17 protein-coding genes and 1 tRNA gene are annotated in these 18679 nt (G+C 60.7%); 6 read left to right on the top strand and 12 right to left on the bottom strand.

Annotation, left to right across the window (positions count from 1 at the left end; genetic code table 11):
* Positions 1-137: 137 nt before the first annotated feature.
* Positions 138-1094, bottom strand: a complete 957-nt coding sequence (locus Q0U90_RS10415) for a thiamine-phosphate kinase (RefSeq protein ID WP_297454707.1) — start codon at positions 1092-1094, stop codon at positions 138-140.
* Between the two features lie 113 nt (positions 1095-1207).
* On the opposite strand from Q0U90_RS10415, the gene Q0U90_RS10410 reads away from it, so the two are divergent.
* Positions 1208-2188: a DUF3515 domain-containing protein gene (locus Q0U90_RS10410; protein ID WP_297454704.1), complete on the top strand. Its 981-nt coding sequence runs from the start codon at positions 1208-1210 to the stop codon at positions 2186-2188.
* A gap of 24 nt (positions 2189-2212) precedes the next feature.
* Here Q0U90_RS10410 and Q0U90_RS10405 read toward each other — a convergent pair whose 3' ends face one another.
* Both Q0U90_RS10405 and Q0U90_RS10400 read right to left on the bottom strand, forming a co-directional pair.
* Positions 2213-3316: a D-alanine--D-alanine ligase family protein gene (locus tag Q0U90_RS10405; protein ID WP_297454701.1), complete on the bottom strand. Its 1104-nt coding sequence runs from the start codon at positions 3314-3316 to the stop codon at positions 2213-2215.
* A 35-nt stretch (positions 3317-3351) separates the two neighbouring features.
* A complete protein-coding gene (locus tag Q0U90_RS10400) occupies positions 3352-4350 on the bottom strand; it encodes an NAD(P)H-dependent glycerol-3-phosphate dehydrogenase (protein ID WP_297454698.1) in 999 nt (332 codons plus the stop codon).
* A 123-nt stretch (positions 4351-4473) separates the two neighbouring features.
* On the opposite strand from Q0U90_RS10400, the gene Q0U90_RS10395 reads away from it, so the two are divergent.
* On the top strand, positions 4474-5454 hold the full coding sequence (locus Q0U90_RS10395) for an NUDIX hydrolase (RefSeq protein WP_297454710.1): 981 nt from the start codon (positions 4474-4476) through the stop codon (positions 5452-5454).
* A 3-nt stretch (positions 5455-5457) separates the two neighbouring features.
* Here the strand turns inward: Q0U90_RS10395 and Q0U90_RS10390 are convergent, their stop codons facing one another.
* From Q0U90_RS10390 to leuC, 4 genes are read right to left on the bottom strand one after another with little or no spacing between them, the layout of a single operon-like run.
* Positions 5458-7926, bottom strand: coding sequence for a polynucleotide kinase-phosphatase (locus Q0U90_RS10390; RefSeq protein ID WP_297454695.1), 2469 nt, complete (start codon positions 7924-7926; stop codon positions 5458-5460).
* 2 nt (positions 7927-7928) lie between these two features.
* Positions 7929-9329 (bottom strand): 3' terminal RNA ribose 2'-O-methyltransferase Hen1, encoded by a 1401-nt coding sequence (locus Q0U90_RS10385; RefSeq protein ID WP_297454692.1) that lies wholly within the window; start codon positions 9327-9329, stop codon positions 7929-7931.
* A 16-nt stretch (positions 9330-9345) separates the two neighbouring features.
* Positions 9346-9936 (bottom strand): 3-isopropylmalate dehydratase small subunit, encoded by a 591-nt coding sequence (leuD, locus tag Q0U90_RS10380; protein ID WP_297454689.1) that lies wholly within the window; start codon positions 9934-9936, stop codon positions 9346-9348.
* A gap of 34 nt (positions 9937-9970) precedes the next feature.
* The gene (gene leuC / locus Q0U90_RS10375; protein WP_297454686.1) at positions 9971-11398 is read right to left on the bottom strand and encodes a 3-isopropylmalate dehydratase large subunit; all 1428 of its coding nucleotides are present in this window, start codon (positions 11396-11398) and stop codon (positions 9971-9973) included.
* Between the two features lie 65 nt (positions 11399-11463).
* Between leuC and Q0U90_RS10370 the strand changes: the two genes are divergently transcribed.
* Together Q0U90_RS10370 and Q0U90_RS10365 are read left to right on the top strand one after the other, a co-directional pair.
* The gene (locus Q0U90_RS10370; RefSeq protein ID WP_297454683.1) at positions 11464-12189 is read left to right on the top strand and encodes an IclR family transcriptional regulator; all 726 of its coding nucleotides are present in this window, start codon (positions 11464-11466) and stop codon (positions 12187-12189) included.
* Complete coding sequence (locus tag Q0U90_RS10365; RefSeq protein ID WP_297454680.1) at positions 12189-13379, top strand: MFS transporter; 1191 nt, start codon at positions 12189-12191, stop codon at positions 13377-13379. The genes Q0U90_RS10370 and Q0U90_RS10365 overlap by 1 nt, the downstream gene beginning before the upstream one ends.
* Here Q0U90_RS10365 and Q0U90_RS10360 read toward each other — a convergent pair whose 3' ends face one another.
* Complete coding sequence (locus Q0U90_RS10360; protein ID WP_297454677.1) at positions 13380-14303, bottom strand: TDT family transporter; 924 nt, start codon at positions 14301-14303, stop codon at positions 13380-13382.
* Between the two features lie 69 nt (positions 14304-14372).
* Here Q0U90_RS10360 and Q0U90_RS10355 point away from each other — a divergent pair, with 69 nt between their 5' ends.
* Positions 14373-15287, top strand: coding sequence for a LysR family transcriptional regulator (locus tag Q0U90_RS10355; RefSeq protein ID WP_297454674.1), 915 nt, complete (start codon positions 14373-14375; stop codon positions 15285-15287).
* Positions 15271-15696 carry a carboxymuconolactone decarboxylase family protein gene (locus Q0U90_RS10350; RefSeq protein WP_297454671.1) on the top strand — a complete coding sequence of 142 codons (426 nt, stop codon included), beginning with the start codon at positions 15271-15273 and terminating at the stop codon, positions 15694-15696. The genes Q0U90_RS10355 and Q0U90_RS10350 overlap by 17 nt, the downstream gene beginning before the upstream one ends.
* 39 nt (positions 15697-15735) lie before the next feature.
* Here Q0U90_RS10350 and Q0U90_RS10345 read toward each other — a convergent pair whose 3' ends face one another.
* The 4 genes from Q0U90_RS10345 to Q0U90_RS10330 all read right to left on the bottom strand — a co-directional run bounded on the left by Q0U90_RS10345 (position 15736) and on the right by Q0U90_RS10330 (position 18536).
* Positions 15736-16692: an L-lactate dehydrogenase gene (locus tag Q0U90_RS10345; protein ID WP_297454668.1), complete on the bottom strand. Its 957-nt coding sequence runs from the start codon at positions 16690-16692 to the stop codon at positions 15736-15738.
* Positions 16693-16818: 126 nt separating this feature from the next.
* Positions 16819-16891 (bottom strand) — tRNA-Glu (locus Q0U90_RS10340).
* 83 nt (positions 16892-16974) lie between these two features.
* On the bottom strand, positions 16975-17757 hold the full coding sequence (locus Q0U90_RS10335; RefSeq protein WP_297454665.1) for a TatD family hydrolase: 783 nt from the start codon (positions 17755-17757) through the stop codon (positions 16975-16977).
* Positions 17757-18536 (bottom strand): ThiF family adenylyltransferase, encoded by a 780-nt coding sequence (locus Q0U90_RS10330; protein WP_297454662.1) that lies wholly within the window; start codon positions 18534-18536, stop codon positions 17757-17759. The genes Q0U90_RS10335 and Q0U90_RS10330 overlap by 1 nt, the downstream gene beginning before the upstream one ends.
* Positions 18537-18679: the final 143 nt, after the last annotated feature.

Genomic DNA, 18679 nt, shown 5'->3' with positions numbered 1-18679 from the left:
CGCAGGAACTGCCCCATCCGGTGAATGTCATCGGTCACTGGCTCCAGCGCCTTTTGCCACCCTTCTTCGACCGGCAATGAATCCATGTCATGCAGCCTTTCTTTCTTAGGACCTCTTCAAACTGTTAATTCAAACTCTTAAAAGGAAACCCAACCGGCATCGCGGGCTGGAGGTTTGCCGTCGATAAGCACCGAATCGAACTTCTCCTTCGACACCGTGCCAATCGCGTGGAACCCCGTCGGAGGCTCTCCTGGCGTTGAGCCGATGAGTGTGTGGTCCTCCCCGCCGGTGAGTACCCACTCCCACGGGTCGATGCCCAGGTACTCGCCAGCGGCAACCTGCAGCTCATCGGGGGCGATAGCGCTGCCGTCAACATCCAAAGTCACGCCGGATGCCTTGGCAATAGCGCGAAGGTCGACCACCAAACCATCAGAATTGTCCGTCAGCGAACGCACCCCCGTCGCCCGCGCCGTGGCACCCCGGCGGTATTCAAACTCTGGCGTGCAGTGTGCTGCCACCAGCTGCGAAAACTCGCTTGGAACCTTCTCCGGGCCCCCGCAGTGCTGCAAAAGCGAAAGGCCCGCCGCGGAGTAGCCAATGCGCCCCGACGCAATCACCGTGTCCCCCGCGCGTGCCGCCGAGCGCAGTAGCGGCCGTCCCAAGCCGCCGAGTTCGCCCATCGCGGTAATTGAGATCACCAGGGAGTCCCCACTGACCATGTCGCCACCGACGAGCTCCGCCGGGCACTGTTTGCCCTGCTGCCACAACCCCTCGGCGATACCAGTGACCACGCTGACCGGAGTGTGCAACGGTGCCGAGATTGCAAAAAGCATGGCTGTTGGTCGTGCACCCATCGATTCGATATCGGCGAAATTCTGCACTGCTGCCTTGGCCCCGACCTGCTGCGGAGTCGACCAATCCAGACGGAAATGACGCCCTTCCACCAGCATGTCGGTGGAGGTGACAAAGCGGGCATTGGGGGTTGTCTGCGTCAACACGGCGGCATCGTCGCCATTGCGTGCCGACGGAGCGATAGCACGGATGGCCTCAATGACCCCAAACTCGCCAATATCGCCAATGGTCAGTTCAGTCACAGTGTCGAGTCACATTCCTAGTAGTCGATGGTTAGCAGTCGCTGGTTAGTAGACACTGGTTAGTTATCCCCCAGCCAGTTGGCTTTGGTAGAGGACAACGTAGAATCAGGCCCATGGTAGACGCACCCCCATCGGGAGAAACAGTTCAGTCCAAGGGTAGCCGGAGACGCGCGGGCATCGCACTCGCTATCGCCATTATCTCTATCCTCGGTATCATTTTTGCCGCAAAGATTTACCAGGATAATCAGGCGGCAAAGCCAGTTGCGATTTCCAACCCAGAGCTCCCCGCCAACGACTCGCCCGAGTGTGCGGAACTGCTCGACCGACTGCCGGATAGCGCCGCCGGTCTGGTTCGCGCCGAGATAGCGGACCCGGCTCCGGAAGGTGCCGCCGTGTACCGCAACTTGGAACAGGACCGCATCACGCTGCGCTGCGGTGCAAACGTACCCAGCCAGTACAACGAGCTAGCTACTACCGAAGAGGTCAAGGGTATTTCGTGGCTGCGCGTTGTCGACAGCACCGACGAGTCCCTATCGACCTGGTTCACCGTCGGCCGCGAACCAGTGGTAGCCATCACTGCCGAGGGAAATGCTGAGGCCGAGGATGCCCTGCGTGACCTCGCCGAGGCACTGCGCCCGGACTCTGAGTACAAGAACAAACCAGAGCGCGGCGGCGTCCCGCTGGCGGAACTGGCAGCTCCGGAAGCTGATCAGCGCTGCAGCGGCTTGGAGGCCGCACTCCCCCGCGATCTCGGCAACCGCCACCGCCTCAGCGCCGACGAAATGCCGGCTGACATGCCGAAGGACATGGTCATTTGGGGCGGCACCCCAGCTGACCCGGTGGTTCTGCGCTGCGGTGTCGACGAGCCTGCTGGCTACAGCACCACCACGCAGCAGCTGACGCAGGTCGGTGACATCGTCTGGTTCAACGAACCATCGCTATCTTCCGGTACTTCCGCTACCTGGTACGCAATGGGCCGTGAGCGCTTCGTCGCCGTCGAAATGCCGATGTCGGAGACCAGCTCACTGATGCCGGTGCTCTCCTCGGTTATCGCTGACAACCTGGAGAACATCTCGCCGAGCGAAGAAAACTAGGCGAGAAGAACTAAGCACCGACCTCTATCGACGAGCTACCAGCGCCCGCTCGATCAGGGCGCTGAGCAGCTCCTCGTAGGCAACGCCTGAGGCCGCAAACATCTGCGGATACATCGAAATCGGGGTAAAGCCCGGCATGGTGTTGACCTCATTGATAATTGGGCCATTATCCGTGACGAAGAAGTCCACGCGAGTCAGGCCATCAGAGCCCAGCGCCCGGAACGCCCGACGCGCATCCGTCTCCAGAGCCTTCAGCACATCCTCCGGCAACTCAGCCGGAATCTGTGCAGAGACGACATCGTCCAAGTACTTGGTCTCAAAACCGTAGAAGCCCTCGTCGGAGTCCTCCGTGCCGCGCAGCAGGGACGGGACAGATACCTGCAAGCTGCCATCGGCGCGCTGCAGGACACCAATCTCAACCTCGGCGCCGTCTACACCGGCCTCCACGATGACCTTCCAGTCATGCTCCCGAGCCAGGTCCACCGCCGCATCGAGCTTCGCCCAATCATCCACGCGGGAAATGCCAATCGACGATCCACCACGGGCAGGTTTCACAAATACGGGCAGGCCCAGGGTCTCCTTGTCCTCGTCGGAAAGCGACTCGCCGACGTGCAAAACGACCTGCTTGCCGATGGGCAGCCCCGCGGCATGGAGCAGATTCTTCGTGCGCTCCTTATCCATACCCGCAGCGGAAGCCAGTACGCCCGGGCCGACGTAGGCAACCCCGGAGAGCTCAAAGAGCCCCTGGATCGTGCCATCCTCGCCGTGCGGACCGTGGAGGACCGGGAAGATAACATCGATGGTGTCAAAGATTTCGCCGGCGTGATCACCGGTGACATAGCGGAACTCACCGCGCCGCGACGGCGACGTGCTCAGCGCAACTTCCTCACCCGGGACGACCTCTGGCATCGTGCGCCCCTGCGTGCGCAGGGTGTCCGTCTCACGCGTGCCGACGGTCCAGACACCATCCTTGGTAATGCCAATGGGAACCACGCGGAAGCGGTCTTCATCCAGGTGATCCATAATTGCGCCTGCGGAAACACAAGAGACGCTGTGCTCAGGGCTTGCGCCACCGTAGATGACGGCGACGGAGATGCAATCTGCAGACGAGCTATTCGACGAAGTCATGGTGACTAAGTTTAGCCCCGAGCCCGCACTATTGGTTACTCCGACTTGCGGCTGCGCCCCATGAGCTTGCGAATTGTCTCATCGACCTTCGCGCCTTCATGGCAGACAGCGTAAACGGCCTCGGTAATTGGCATTTCCACGCCATTGCGACGAGCGAGGTCACGGACAGAGATTGAAGAAATCACGCCCTCAGCCACCTGACCGCGCGTGGCGTGCTGAGCCTGCTCCATCGTGTCACCGCGACCAAGGCGGTCACCGAAGGTGCGGTTACGCGACAGCGGCGAGGAGCAGGTCGCTACCAAGTCGCCGAGGCCCGCGAGTCCCGCGAAGGTCTTCTCTTCCGCGCCGACAGCGTTCCCCAGACGTGTGATTTCCGCCAGCCCACGGGTGATGATGGTTGCCAGCGTGTTCTCGCCCAAACCCTGACCGGAGGCCATACCGCAAGCCAGCGCAATGACGTTCTTGCAGGCACCGCCGATTTCACAGCCGATGACGTCGGTGTTGGTGTACGGACGGAAGTAGTTGGTGGCGACAGCCGCCTGAATCATCTTGGCGTTGTTCTCATCAGCGCAGGCAATAACCGTCGCCGCTGGCTGCTCCATTGCAACTTCGCGAGCTAGGTTCGGACCGGAGAGCACCGCAATGCGCTCTGCTGGAAGATCCGTGACCTCCGCAATGACCTCACTCATGCGCAGGTGCGTCTCGCGTTCCACGCCCTTGGCCAGGCTGAGCAGAATAGTGTCCGGACCGATGAAGTCCTTCCAGACCTTGAGGTTGTCACGCAGCGTCTGCGAGGGCACGCCCAAGACAACTACATCCGCGCCTGTCAGCGCGGCCTCTGCATCGGAGGTGGCATCAATATTGCGAGGCAGCCCCAAACCGGGCAGGTAGTCGGGGTTTTCGCGGCTAATCTGAATACGCTGTGCCTGCTCCGCGCGTCGCGACCACAGCCGCACTGGATTGCCTGCATCAGCAAAAACCTTGGCCAGCGTCGTGCCCCACGAGCCCGCACCCATCACTGAAACCTGCACCATCGCCGTGACCTTCCTCAAATAGTCTCTTAATAGTCTTTGATTTCCCACAAGTCTAGCGAGACGTTCGCACCCTGCGATACTAAACTGGGTCGGCGATAAAGCATTGAAAGGGAAATCACGATGATGCACGAAGAGGACAAGGACCTTAAGGGCGATACCTCCGTGACCGGCCGCCTGCGCCAGATTCCGACGAAGCCAGGCCACGATGTCACTAAGCCAACCTTTGCCGCCGGCGCGGTTTTGTGGCGGGGCGATGCCCACAACCCCGAAATCTGCGTGATTCACCGCCCTTCCTACGACGACTGGTCACTGCCGAAAGGCAAGCTGGATGCCGGCGAGAATCTCATTGCCACCGCCGTCCGCGAAATCTGGGAAGAAACAGGCTACCGAGTCCGGCTAGGCAAGCTCGTCGGCAACGTCTCCTACCCTGTCGCCGGACGCACGAAGCTGGTCTGGTACTGGACCGCAGAGGTTCTCGACGGCGAGTTTGAGAAGAACTCCGAGGTCAACGAGCTTCGTTGGGTCTCCTGGGACGAAGCGGAGGAGCTGCTGTCCTACGACCTCGACCGCGATGTGCTGGTCAAAGCCCGCAAGCGTATGAACAATGAGCCGGACACCCGTCTCATTCTGGTTCGTCATGGGCGTGCACACCGTCGCGCTAACTGGAACGGCAATGATGCACTGAGGCCACTGGATAAGAAGGGACGTCGTCAAGCAGAACTACTCGTCTCCGCCCTGGAGGGCTTCCGCCCCGAGCGCGTCTACTCCGCCGAGCCCGTGCGCTGCCAGGACACCGTCGCACCGCTCGCCGCTGAGCTGGGCATGCAGGTCACAGTTGACGAACGGCTTGGCGACGAGCACTGGATTGCCAACCAAGTGGAGTCCAAGAAGGCCTTCCAGGACATTGTCGGGCAGGGCGGAGTCAGCGTGATCTGCTCTCAGGGCATCACTATCCCCGACCTGTTGGCCGCCTGGTCCGCTGAGGGCACCCTGCCCTTCGATGAGGAAATCCTGTGCAAGAAGGGCTCTGCGTGGGTACTCGGTTTCAACGACGGTGTGATGACCACCGCTGATTACTACGCCTCGGCGCTGCCGGTGAAGTAGTAGCTACAACCTCGGATCCATCGGCTCTGACTCCAGCGCCAACACGCCGAAGACAGGGACATGGATCCGATGCAGAGGCTCGCCCGCCGCTAGGCGCTCCAGCGACTCGATGCCGAGGGCATATTCGCGCAGCGCCGATGACTGCTTGTGCTGCAAATTTCGCCGCTTCAGGCGCTCTTGACGCTGCGGGTGCAGGTAGTCGTGCCCGTAAATCATTCGCAGATACTCCCGTCCGCGCACCTTCATGCCGGGTTGCACCTGACGCGACGTCTCTGCGTTTTCTATTGGCTTGACGACGGCCCCTTCCCCGCCGGCCTCTGTCAGCTGCAACCACCACTGCGATGCGGCCTCCACCTGTTCCGGGTCGCTGGGGTCGAGGACAAAGCAGCGCGTCTGCCGATATATTTCACCATCCGCGGCTACCAACCGGTTCGCAATGTCCAGGTGCCATGAGTGGGGCTTGTGGTGCCAGGTGGCATCCTCGCTTGCCAACACTTGGAAGGGTGCGAACTGAATCTTGTTGTCGCTGTCGACGTAGCGGTTGTAGGCGGCACGGAACTTCTCGAGCTCGTCCAGAGTCTGTTCTGGAGCTGGACCGCCGACCTCTACTCCCCTGTCGGTTGCCGCTTGCAGAGCGGCCGCGAGCTGTCTGGCAGCACCGATACCAGCGGCAGCGGTGGGTGCATAGATGTCGTCGATAAGCCCTTGGGCCTTGAGATTCCAGGGCAGCATTTCGCCGTCGAGCAGCACCCAGTCGCCGAATTGGTCGAAAAGCCCGGCGCGCTCTGCGGCCTTGGTCATGGCATCAAGTGCCGGGGACGCGTCATCGAAGAAGGCACGCCCCGTCCGGGTGTAGGCGTACGAGTTAGCACCGAAACGAGTCTTCGCCCCTGGCCGGATCAGGCACAGCACAGCTCGGGAACCCATGTGCTTTTCCTGGCACATGACCTGGTCAGTGTGCGCTGCGTAGTAGCGGAATGCCTCCTCCGGGTGTTCCAGGAATCCCTCTCGCTGCGAGGTCGGCGCCGGTGACATGGTCGGTGGCAGGTACGGAATTTTCTCCGGTGCGAGCGTGAAACGGCTGATAGTTTCCAGCGCTGCAGCTGCGCGGTCACTATCAATGCGAATGCGGCCATGCCGACCAGTCTGGATACCATCGACGTCTAACACGTCAGTGATGCGCAGCTCGGACTCCGGGCGGTTAGTGGTCTTGCGGGTTGGAGCCTCCCACCAGGTCTGTTTTGCATCGACCTGCACGGTCTCTAACTCGGGATAGCGCAGCGCAGAGAGCTTGCCGCCGAAAACACAACCGGTGTCGATGCACATGGTGTTATTGCCCCAGCGCAGGCGGTCCGCTTCCATGTGGCCATAGACAACACGGGCGGCACCCCGGTAGTCCGCTGCCCAATCCAGACGTTCTGGCAGACCATTTTCGTCGAGCTTGCCAGTAGTAGCACCGTAGAGCGCGAACTCGCGGACCTTGCCGGAGGCCCGGCCATGGAGGTGCTCAGGCAGTCCCGCGTGGGCTACAACCAGGGCGCCGTCGTCAAGCACAAAGTGCACGGGCAGGTGGTCGATGAAGTCGCGGACACCCTTCCGGAACTCCTCACTTTCGTCGGCGAGTTGAGTGAGCGTTTCGGCCAGCCCGTGACCTGTGGTGACGTTGTGGCCGTCGAGGGCGCGCACCAACTTAGAGTCGTGGTTTCCGGGCACACAGAGGGCATGACCGGCCGCAACCATCCCCATGACCAGCTTCAAGACAGCTGGACTGTTGGGACCGCGATCGACAAGGTCACCAACGAAAATGGCCGTACGGCCATCTGGGTGATGAGCATTGCTGCCATCTGCCGACAGCTCGTAGCCGAGCTTTTCCAGCAGTGCGGTCAGCTCGTCGTAGCAGCCGTGAACATCGCCGATGATGTCGAAGGGGCCGTGGAGATCGCTGCGGTCGACCTTCAGCGGCACACGTTCAATGGTGACGTTGTCGATTTCCGCCGCGGAATTCAAGATGAAAACATTGTGAATCTTCTCGCGCTTGAGGTGTTTGAGCCCTCGGCGCAGATCGCGGTGCTGGCGCTCCAACACGTCGACTCCGAAGTTGCGGTCAGTGCGCTGCTTGTGCCGCTCCTTCACCTCCTTCAGCGGAAGATTCAAAACGATAGCAGCACTCAGCGCATGGTGGCTGCGCGCCAGCTTCACCAACCGAGCACGGTCCTGCGGTTTCACATTCGTCGCATCGACCACGGTGAGCAAGCCGGCTTCCAGGCGCTTGCCGACGATTGTCTCCAACAGCTCAAAAGCAGGCGCCGTGGCCGCCTGGTTATTCGGGTCGTTGGAAACAATGCCGCGACAGGTATCCGAGGACACGACCTCAAATGGGCCGAAGTGCCGTGCCGCAAACGTCGACTTTCCGGCGCCAGAGACTCCGACCAACATGACCAAGCTGAGGTTAGGAAGCGAGATGGTACTCATAGTTAGCTCTCCTCTGCTGCGGTGAAGTCGTAGGAAAAGACTGCCATTTGGGTCGGTTGGCCATAAGTTTCGTGCACGTCCCCAATACCGTCGAAGTCCACCAGATAACCGAACTTCTCAGCCACGCCCTTCGCCCACTGGCGAAACTCCGCGCGACTGAACTCGAAGCGGTGATCGAGGTGGCGGAACTGTCCGGGCGCTAGGTTTGGATAGCACGCGTTGTAGTCGCTGTTCGGCGTGGTGACGATGACGTACTGCGGGCGCGCTGCTCCAAAGACGCTGTTCTCCAGTGCGGGCAGTCGGTCGGCATCAATGTGCTCGATGACCTCCATCAGGATTGCCACGTCCATGTTCGCAATGCGCTCGTCGGCATAGGTGACCGAGGATTGGAAAAGCTCCACCCGCGCGGCTTGGCGCTCCGGCATCCGATCTAGGTTGAGCGCCTTGTGCGCCTTACGAAGCTCACCTACAGAGACATCCGTACCAACGATCTGCGCGATTCGTGGGTTTTCCAGCATCGGCCCCAGCAACACGCCGGAACCACAGCCGATGTCCACCACGCTGCGCGGACGCAGGCTAAATACCTCACGCAGCACCCGCTCTTGACGCTGTCGATTAAGTGGCTTGGCTGTCTGGTCGCCGTTGGCCAGTTCTATTGCCCCAGCTTCCCCAACTTCCCCAGCAAGCTTGACGACGGCTTCGTTGACCAGGCCTTTTTGATTGGCAAGGTAGCGCCCCAGGATTTTCTCCCGCTGCGGGTGCTCCGACAGCCAATCCTGCGCGCGTGCGGCGAGCTTGTCGATTTCCCGGTCATCGACCCAATAGTGTTTCCCACCGTCGAGGACAGGAAGCAGAATATACAGGTGATTGAGCAAATCGCGGACGGTTGCCCTGCCTGAAAGCGATACCGTCGGTGAGAACTTCTGCCCGGCAATATTGTTCGAAAAATCACAGGAGACGTCCCACCCCAGCGGCTCGAACAGAGCGCGCATCTCTTCCTCGGTGCCGGGTACCGCGGCGACCGTCGCGGTGAGGTCACTTGGGGCTTCGTCGTAAGGCGAGGGCTTCTCCATGACCATCGCCGTGGAGAAAACGGATTTCAGCGCCACGGTCAAAAGCGACGACGCGGCCCACTGCCGATCATTAATGTAGCCGGTCAGATTAAACGTATCAGCGCGGTACTGCTTGAGTTTCAGCAGCTCGTCACGGTCAATATCAACCCAAAGGGCTGCCGTGCATTCGGCATCGGTAGCCGTGGGGAAAAAGACTCGGGCAACACCGAACTTTAACTCGGCCTCATGCACGCGATCGGGATGCTTTCGCAGGATAAATCCCAAATCGCGTGCTGATTCAGTACGTGAAGGCTGATCGGTCCGTGAGTGTTTGGTGATTGCCAGATACATGCGGCAAGTCTAACGCCTAGAGCGTCTTAGGCTTGTGCTCCGGACGATTCTTCTCGTAGGCCACAATGTCCTCTTCGTTGCGCAGGGTCAGGGAGACGTCGTCAAGCCCTTCCATCAGGCGCCAGCGAGTGTAGTCGTCGACCTCGAACGGGAAGACCTGCTCGCCGGCCTCGACAGTACGGGTCTCCAGGTTGACGGTGAGCTCCATGCCCGGATTGGCCTCCAGCAGCTTCCACAGCAGCTCGACATCGGACTGCTGCATCTGTGCGGCGAGCAGCCCCGCCTTGCCGGCGTTACCGCGGAAGATGTCGGCGAAGCGGGAGGAGATGACGACGCGGAAACCGTAGTCCATCAGCGCCCACACGGCGTGCTCGCGGGAAGAACCGGTACCGAAGTCCGGCCCTGCCACGAGTATGGAGCCCTTAGCGTATTCCGGGCGGTTGAGCACGAAGTCGGATTCGTTGTTGCGCCAGTTACTGAACAGGCCATCCTCAAATCCGGTGCGGGTGACGCGCTTTAGGTAGACGGCCGGGATGATCTGGTCGGTGTCGACGTTGGATCGCTGCAGGGGAACGCCGACGCCGGTGTGAGTATCAAACTTTTCCATGGTGAAAGGTCCTTAGAAGTTCTGCTTGGTTCTATTAGAGATCAGCCGGTGCTGCGAAGTGACCGGCGACGGCGGTAGCTGCGGCAACAGCCGGGCTGACCAGGTGGGTACGACCACCCTTGCCCTGACGGCCCTCGAAGTTACGGTTCGAAGTCGAAGCGCAACGCTGGCCTGGAGTCAGCTGATCCGGGTTCATGCCCAGGCACATGGAGCAGCCCGGCATACGCCATTCCGCACCTGCCTCTTCGAAGATCTTGCCCAGTCCCTCTTCCTCAGCCTGCGCACGGACCTTTGCGGAGCCCGGCACGATGAGCATCTGGACGCCGTCGGCAACCTTGCGGTCCTTCAGCACGTCGGCGACGGCGCGCATGTCCTCGATACGGCCGTTGGTGCAGGAACCGACGAAGACAACGTCGACCTTGACATCACGCATCGGGGTGCCCGGCTTCAGGTCCATGTATTCCAGTGCCCGCTCGGCGGCGATGCGGTCGGAGTCCTCGGCGATGAACTCAGGGTCCGGCACGGTCTCGCCCAGCGGTACGCCCTGGCCCGGGTTGGTGCCCCAGGTGACAAACGGGGTCAGCGCGGAACCGTCGATTTCGACGACCTTGTCGAACTCTGCATCCTCGTCAGTAACCAGGGACTTCCAGTACTCGACGGCCTCGTCCCACTGCTCGCCCTGCGGCGCGTGCGGGCGGCCCTTCAGGAATTCGAAGGTGGTCTCGTCCGGAGCAATCATGCCGGCGCGGGCACCGGCCTCGATGGACATGTTGCAGATGGTCATGCGGGCTTCCATCGACAGCTTCTCGATGGCCTCACCGCGGTACTCGATAACGTGGCCCTGGCCTCCGCCAGTACCAATCTTGGCGATAATCGCCAGAATCAGGTCCTTGGCGGTAACACCATCCTGCAGCTCGCCGGTGACATTGACCGCCATGGTCTTGAAAGGCTTCAGCGGCAGGGTCTGGGTAGCCAGAACGTGCTCCACCTCGGAGGTACCGATACCGAAGGCCATCGCACCGAAAGCGCCGTGAGTAGCGGTGTGCGAATCACCACAGACAACGGTGGTACCCGGCTGAGTCAGGCCCAGCTGCGGGCCTACGACGTGGACAATGCCCTGTTCGCGGTCACCCATCGGATGCAGGCGGATGCCGAACTCCTCGGCATTTTTACGCAGTGTGGCAATCTGGGTACGAGAGGTCGGTTCCTCAATCAAATCAATCTGGCCACCGGCGACGGTGGTCGGAACGTTGTGGTCCTCGGTCGCGATGGTCAGATCCGGACGGCGTACCTTGCGCCCTGCCAGACGGAGGCCATCAAAAGCCTGCGGAGAGGTAACCTCGTGGACGAGGTGCAGATCGATGTAAATCAGATCTGGTTCGCCGTTTTCGCCTTGCTTGACTACGTGGTCACGCCAGACTTTCTCGGCCAGAGTCTTCGGGCTAGTGTCCGTGGTGCGCATAGTGGGTGAGCCGCCTTCCGGATATATCGCTTTTATCTCAAGGAATGAGATGTTAATATCATGGCATGGGACAGATTAGCACATCAGAGACGCCAGCTCTAAGTGGCATTAAAGTTCTCGATCGTTCGGTACTCATTCTCAAGTCTGTTGCGCAAACTCCACGTACCCTCGCCGAGCTCTGCGAGGACACCAGCCTGCCCCGTGCCACCGCTCACCGCCTGGCCACGGCGCTGGAAGTGCACCGCCTTGTCACCCGCACTCCGGACGGCCGCTGGACGACGGGCCCCGGGCTCACCGAGATCACGCCTGTCACCACTGACCTGCTTGCCGACGCCGCAGCGCACATCCTGCCGAAGCTGGTAGAGGTAACCGGCGAGTCAGTGCAGCTCTACCGTCTCACTGGCGATACCCGCACCTGCATTGCCTCCATGGAGCCCGCCACCGGGCTGCGCAACACCGTGCCAGTTGGCTCTCGCATGCCACTAACCGCAGGCTCCGCCGCACGTGTTCTCCTGGCCTTTGGTCCGGCCAACCTCGCTGAGCGCATGCTTCCCGACGCCGACTTCAACCAACAGGACCTCGACGACTGCCGACGTCTCGGCTGGTCCGAATCCATGGGCGAGCGCGACCCCGCACTCGCCTCCGTCTCTGCCCCGGTGTTCGACAGCAACCATCGCATGATTGCGGTTCTGTCGGTCTCCGGGCCCGTGGAGCGCATGACTCCGTCGCCCTACGAATGCTGGGGCGCAAAGGTTCTCGCCGCCGCTGAGGAGATGAGCTCCCGACTGTAATGCCCGCTTACCGTCATCTTGTCCTACTTCTGTCCATGTTCGCGGCGGTCGGTTCGTCCGTCGTTCACATGGGTGTGCCTTTTCTCATCCCGTCCCTGCAGGAAAATGGACTTAGCCTCTCTGCCGCCGGTCTCGTCGCGGCAATGCCGGCGGCCGGTATTGTCTTCACACTCATCGCCTGGGGCTGGTTTGTCGACCGCTACGGCGAACGCGCAGCTCTGTTCCTAGGCCTGTCCTCTACCGCCTTAACGACGGGGCTTGCGGCGCTGGCTTCGTCGTCAAGCCCGGCCCTGCTCGGGGCCGCACTCTTTCTCGCCGGATGTGCTGCGGCGAGCGTGAACTCGGCATCCGGCCGCGTGGTGTCGGGCTGGTACCCACCACACCAGCGCGGTACCGCGATGGGCATTCGCCAGATGGCTCAGCCCCTCGGCGCGGCGTTGTCCGCGGTGACCATGCACCCTCTCGCACAGAACTACAGCATCGGAGTCGCACTCGCGATGCCCGCGATTCTGTGCGCCGTGCTAGCGGTGCTGGTGCTGGTGGGCGTGAAGAATCCGCCACGCCCTGATGCCTCGAACCCCACGGTCACGGCCAGCCCTTACCGCGACGGCAAGTACCTCGTGCGCATCCATATCGCCTCGGCGCTGCTGTCCTGGCCGCAGTCGATGCTGGGCGCCTACATTCTGGTGTGGTTGCTGTCTGTGGGGTACGCCGATGGCACCGCGGGCACGATTGTGATGGTCGCGCAGCTACTCGGCGCCGGTTCCAGGGCATTGATGGGTGTTATTTCCGACCGCGTTCGGTCCCGCATTCGCCCCTACCGCTGGGTCTCGGGCGCGACCTTTATTCTGGCAATCGCGATGATGATTGCCAGCTGGGCCGATTGGCGCACACTCGGCACTGTCCTGGTTTGCGCACTGGCGGTTGCGGTGGTCAGCCCGAATGGTCTTGCCTTCACCGCAGTTGCCGAATACGCAGGCCCCTTCTGGTCAGGCCGCGCAATGGGTACGCAGAACACATTCCAGAACATCATCTACGCAGCAACGCCTCCGGTTTCGGGTGCGATTGTCGCCGCTGCGGGCTTCCCCGCGTTATTTGGCGTGACGGCCCTCTTCCCCGCCGCCGCGCTGACTATCGCACCGCGAGAAGATCAGGACCGCCATGGTCGGGTGCGAGTGGAGTTGGATTAATTAACCCCGCGCCCACCAACCAAATCGAACCACGCACACACACCAATGCACAGCCAGCAAACACAGCAGGCCGGCACTGACGGTATATAGCCATTGCGCGCCGAGAGTGTCACCAAGCAAATACGTGCCGAGGCTCAGCGTTCCCGCGGGGAAGGTCGACCCCCACCAACCAGGGCTATAGCCAGCCCAACGGATGACGGCGCGAGTGAATCGTCGAAAAGCAATGGCGGCGAGGAAGATACCTACGACGAGCACGATGGTGCCGTAAACGACAGCGAAAGTTCGATTGAAAAGCAGCTGCGCGGCGGCCGTGGACTGACCGACTAGTCCGAGCGGAATCCAGGCGGTACCGGCGATGGAGTCGGGAATGCGCATGGTGCCGCGGAATAGCGCGACGTAGCAGCGTACGAAAATTGGCAGGACGGTGATTAGCGCCATCCAGAAGAATATTTGCCCGCAGACGTGATAGAAGGTGCCGTAGTCGACACTCAACTGTGCACCGCTTGTCGCCGCCACCATCGGTGCGACCAACGCGAGACCCCACTGAAAAGTCGGCTCGCCTTCGAATCCTCGCAGTTGGCGAAGGCTGACGTAGATTGCCAGCGGCGCACCGATCCACCAGGACACCATCTGCCACAATGAGTTACTAGATAGCGCAGTCGCAGCGCTACCGAGAGCCATAATGCCCATCGACAGCATGCCCCACGGTGCCATAAGCTGCGAGCGGAAAGGCGGATTTTTATAGCGCAACCAGCCCACCACCATAAAGCCGAGAATGCCGACCGCAATAACAAGAAGTAGCTGCGGAATCACCGGCACGCCATGGGTGTGCGCAAGGGTGGCGAAGATAGAAGTGCCCATCAGCGACCCCGCCCACGCAGGCCCGGCGGGCGCCAGCACATCACGACTCGAGGAATTGGTCATGTGCTCACCGTATTGGCTCGTGCCCTGCTGACAGCTATCACCACATCATGTGAGGGGTACCATGGATGTATGTACCCCGCTGCCCTAGCTGAGCTCGAAGCACTTTTCGCCGCCGCCCGCGCAGGCTCAATCTCGAAGGCCGCGCGTGAGCTCGGCATCAACCAGCAGACCATGTCCGCACGCATCGCGCGGGCGGAAAAACAACTGGGAATCACCGTCTTCGAACGCTCTCCCTACGGCGTCACCCCTACGGAAAACGGGCACGTGCTTATCGACGCCCTCCCAGACCTCCTCGCGGCCTGTCACACATTTTCGGGCATTGCCGCCAGCTTGCGTTCCGACGATGTTCCCCGCCACCTCACCCTCGCGGTGTCCAACACCGTTGCTGAGCTCTACTACCCCGTTTGGGCCGCCGAGTTCCACCGGCTGCATCCTGCAGTCAAACTGTCGATGGTGCAGGCGAACTCTCGCGAGGTGCGGCAATTGGTCGCCGACAGTGCGGTGGACTTCGGCTTGGTGGAGGGCGAAGCTGGTCGGCACGAACTCCAGGAGCAGGTCATCGGCACTGATGAGCTGGTCCTTGCCGTACCGACAGAGCATCCGTGGGCTGAGCGGGCTGCGGTGCATAATGCAGTATCCATCGAGGAACTGCGCACGACCCCACTTGTTATTCGCGAGCCCGGCTCCGGAAGCCGGCAGGTAGTGGAAGATGCACTGGGGAATCTCGCCGAACCCGCCGGCGAATTCGGTTCCCTGTCAGCACAGCGCGCCGGAATGAGTGCACTGGCAGCGCCAACAATCATCGCCCGTGGCGCAATCCGCGATCAGGTAACACTCGGGCGCATCGTCATTGTCCCCACCGACACCCGCTTCACACGCAACCTCAGCGCCGTCATGCGTCGCGGCAGCGAAACTAGCGGGGACATTTCGGAATTTATCCGCATTGCTAGTCCTATACTTAGCAAGCATGAGCAACCCCAATGATGATCTCTTTTCCTCCGACCGCTATGACGCCGGCATCCAAATCCGCCGCGAGGTAATGGGCGACGAATTCGTCGATGCCGCGCTCGCCCGCAACGCCGGCTCCGACGGAGAGACTCTGCAGAAGCACATCACCGCTACCGTCTGGGGCTCGGTCTGGAGCCGTGAGGGCCTGGCCAAGCGCGACCGTTCCCTGCTCAACATTGGAATGCTCGTGGCCCTGCGTGCCACCGAGGAACTCCGTGGCCACATCAAGGGCGCTCTCGCCAACGGCCTGACCCGCACCGAAATCACTGAAGCCATCGTCCACGCCTCCGGTTACTGCGGCGCACCGGCCGCACTGTCCGCAATGAAGGTCGCGCAGGAAGTGCTCGTCGCTGAGCTCGGCCCGCTTGACGACGACAATCAGTAGGTAGCCCCCTCTGCCCTGAGCCTCTGGCTCGCGGGCCAGCTACATGTTTTCGACCGTGTTCATAATGTACTGAGCAGATGCGCGGAGCTGTTCCAGCTCCCAGTCATTGAGCTGTGGCGGCATACGCCGAACGATTCCGCCTCGGCCAATTACTGCAGGCATCGACAGCGAGACATCCGGCAAGCCGTATTCGCCGTCCAAGCGTGTACACACCGGGTGGACGCTGTTTTGATCCAGCATCACCGCGCGGGCAATCTCTAGAGCCGAACGCGCAACGCCAGCATTCGTCCAGCCTTTGGCATTGAGAACATCGTAAGCGGCCCCGACCACAGCATCCTGAATCTCCTGCGGTGACGGCAGCGGTGAGCCATGCCATTTTTCCAGTTCTGTCCACCCCACACCTTGAACATTCAGCGTGGACAAAATCGGTACAGCCGTAAGACCATGCTCACCCATCATGTAGCCAGTCACTGACTTCGGGTCGATGCCGAGTTGCTTGGCCACCACCCAGCGCAGTCGAGCCGAGTCCAGCATGGTGCCGGTACCAAAGAGCTTTTCCGCGGGGTAGTCGAACTCGGTATGCGCCAGGTGCACCACCGCATCGAGCGGATTCGTAATGAAGAGGACAATCGCCTCCCGCGTATGCTTCACGATTCCCGGCATGACATCGCGAACCACCTCCCCACTGAGCTTGGCCAATCCGGCACGGTCCGGACGGGAATCCGGATCGTTTGGGTCCGGGAGAATCGATGCTCCCGCAGCGACAATAATCATGTCCGCGTCAGCACAATCGCTGTAGTCACCAGCATGCACATCGACATAGTCCGTGCCAGGGACACCGGTTGACTGGGATTGATCCAGTGCCTCGCCATGCGCAACGCCTGGTGCCGTGTCAATTGTGGCGATCTCGGCGAACAGCCCGGATTCCATGGCATATGTCAAGACATACGAACCGACGTGACCGAGACCAATACAAACGAGCTTTGAATGTTTCATATTCTCGATACTAGGACTGCGGAAAATTAGTGCTGCGGTGGAGGGGTAGGCAATGTAGGGGCAAGCACGAAAAAGCAAAAGCCTCCACCCAATCACGGGCGAAGGCTTGTACTTTGTATATCTTTGTACCCCGTACGGGATTTGAACCCGTGTTACCGCCGTGAGAGGGCGGCGTCCTAGGCCGCTAGACGAACGGGGCTTAGAACTTTCATCCGCGCGCTGCGGACTTGTTAAACAATACACCAGACGTGGATAGTAACTACAAATCCACAGGTCAAAGCATTAAATCCCTAGTGTTTCCGCATTGTTTGCCAGAGCGTCTTTAAGCTCCTCTTCATCCATTTTTCGCAAGAACGCAACCTCGGCGACAGTTTCCCGCAACGCAGCGGCCACCTCTGCAGCGGCTACTTCCGCCGTATCACCACTTCCAGGCTCCTGCGGCAAATCAGTCTCCAGCAAAAGCCTATCGACGGGCACCTGCGCCACATAGGCCCGACAGCGCTTTGTCCGCAGCATGAGCGGATTGACGGAGATATAACCACCAGCGCGGATCAACCTCGTCAACTCATCACTGGAACCACCGAAGCGGTGAAAGATGGGCACGAAGGCCTCGCCTGGTGCGTCGCTGGAGCTGGTGTCCAATTGTGGTTCGATTAGGTCAAGCACCGCATCGGCACTCCGAACCGTGTGAATCGACAGGATATGTGACTGGTTCGAGGCTCGGACAACATCGAGGATGCTGGTGAAGATATGGATTTGGGTCTCAGCGGGAACGTCGTCAAGCCTGCGGGGCGCGAAGTCCAAGCCGATCTCGCCTACAAAGCGGGTGCGCGAGAGGGCGGCGCGGAAAATCTCTAGCTCACGCTCGTAATTGTCATTGATGTACCACGGGTGATAGCCCACGGCGGCCATGGGCAGGCTTTCGCGCTCTAACTCGACAAAGCCGGAGGGCCGGACCGTCTGCGCGATGAACTCCACACCCTCCCGTGCAAGGCTGGCCGTGAAACGCTCGCGCGAAGCCGGTGGCAGGAAGTCGTAGTGAAGGTGGGTATCGATGAGCCGCATTACTTTTCCGTCGGTGGCTGGTTTTCGTCGGCCGGACCGCCGATACGTGGGGCCAGCGGGGTTTCCTCGAACCCGAGCAGACGGCGGATGACTTTGCCAGCCAGCATCTGCCCCATGATTGGCGGTATGTAGCTCATGGTACCCAGCGTTTCCGACTTGGTGCCGCTGCCCTTGTCCGCGATGCGCACAGGTTCTTCGGATGAGTACAGCACCTCAAGACCACGAATGCGGCGGCGAATACACACCTGGCGAACAATCTTCGCGAGCGGGCAGACCTTTGTCTTATTGATTTTGGAGAAGGTCAACCTGGATGGGTCGAGCTTGTTTCCACCACCCATGGCGGAAATGAGGTGGACACGATTTTCCGCACACCACTGCGCAATCTCGATTTTGCCGGTGACATCGTCGATGGCGTCGATGATGTAGTCGGGGCGCGGGAACTGTTCGAAGGTCTCTGCCAGGTTCTCGCGAGTGAGGAAAATCTGACGGGCGTAGGTCGTACAGTCCGGGTTAATATCGGCAACCATTGCCTCCATGACCTCGGCTTTTACACGGCCAATCGTGGAGACAAACGCCAGCGCCTGGCGGTTGAGATTACTTGGCTCCACGACGTCGCCGTCAATCAAGATGAGAGTCCCCACGCCACCTCGCGCGAGGGCTTCCGCGCAGCTGGAGCCCACACCTCCGAGCCCGACGACCATGACGGTAGAGTCGGCCAGCGTCTCCAGCCCCTCCTCCCCTAGGAGAAGCTTCAGTCGCGCGAAACGTTCACTGGTCATAGTCGCCCCTAGTCATAGTTGCCTTAGTCATAGTTGCCTTGATTCTTAAAAAACAAAAACTCCCCAGCCGACTGACTGGGGAGTAACTTTGTACCCCGTACGGGATTTGAACCCGTGTTACCGCCGTGAGAGGGCGGCGTCCT

This window comes from uncultured Corynebacterium sp., assembly GCF_946998835.1.
GTDB lineage: Bacteria > Actinomycetota > Actinomycetes > Mycobacteriales > Mycobacteriaceae > Corynebacterium.
The sequence above is the reverse complement of the archived record's forward strand: the minus strand, read 5'-3'. Positions and strand labels throughout refer to the sequence as shown.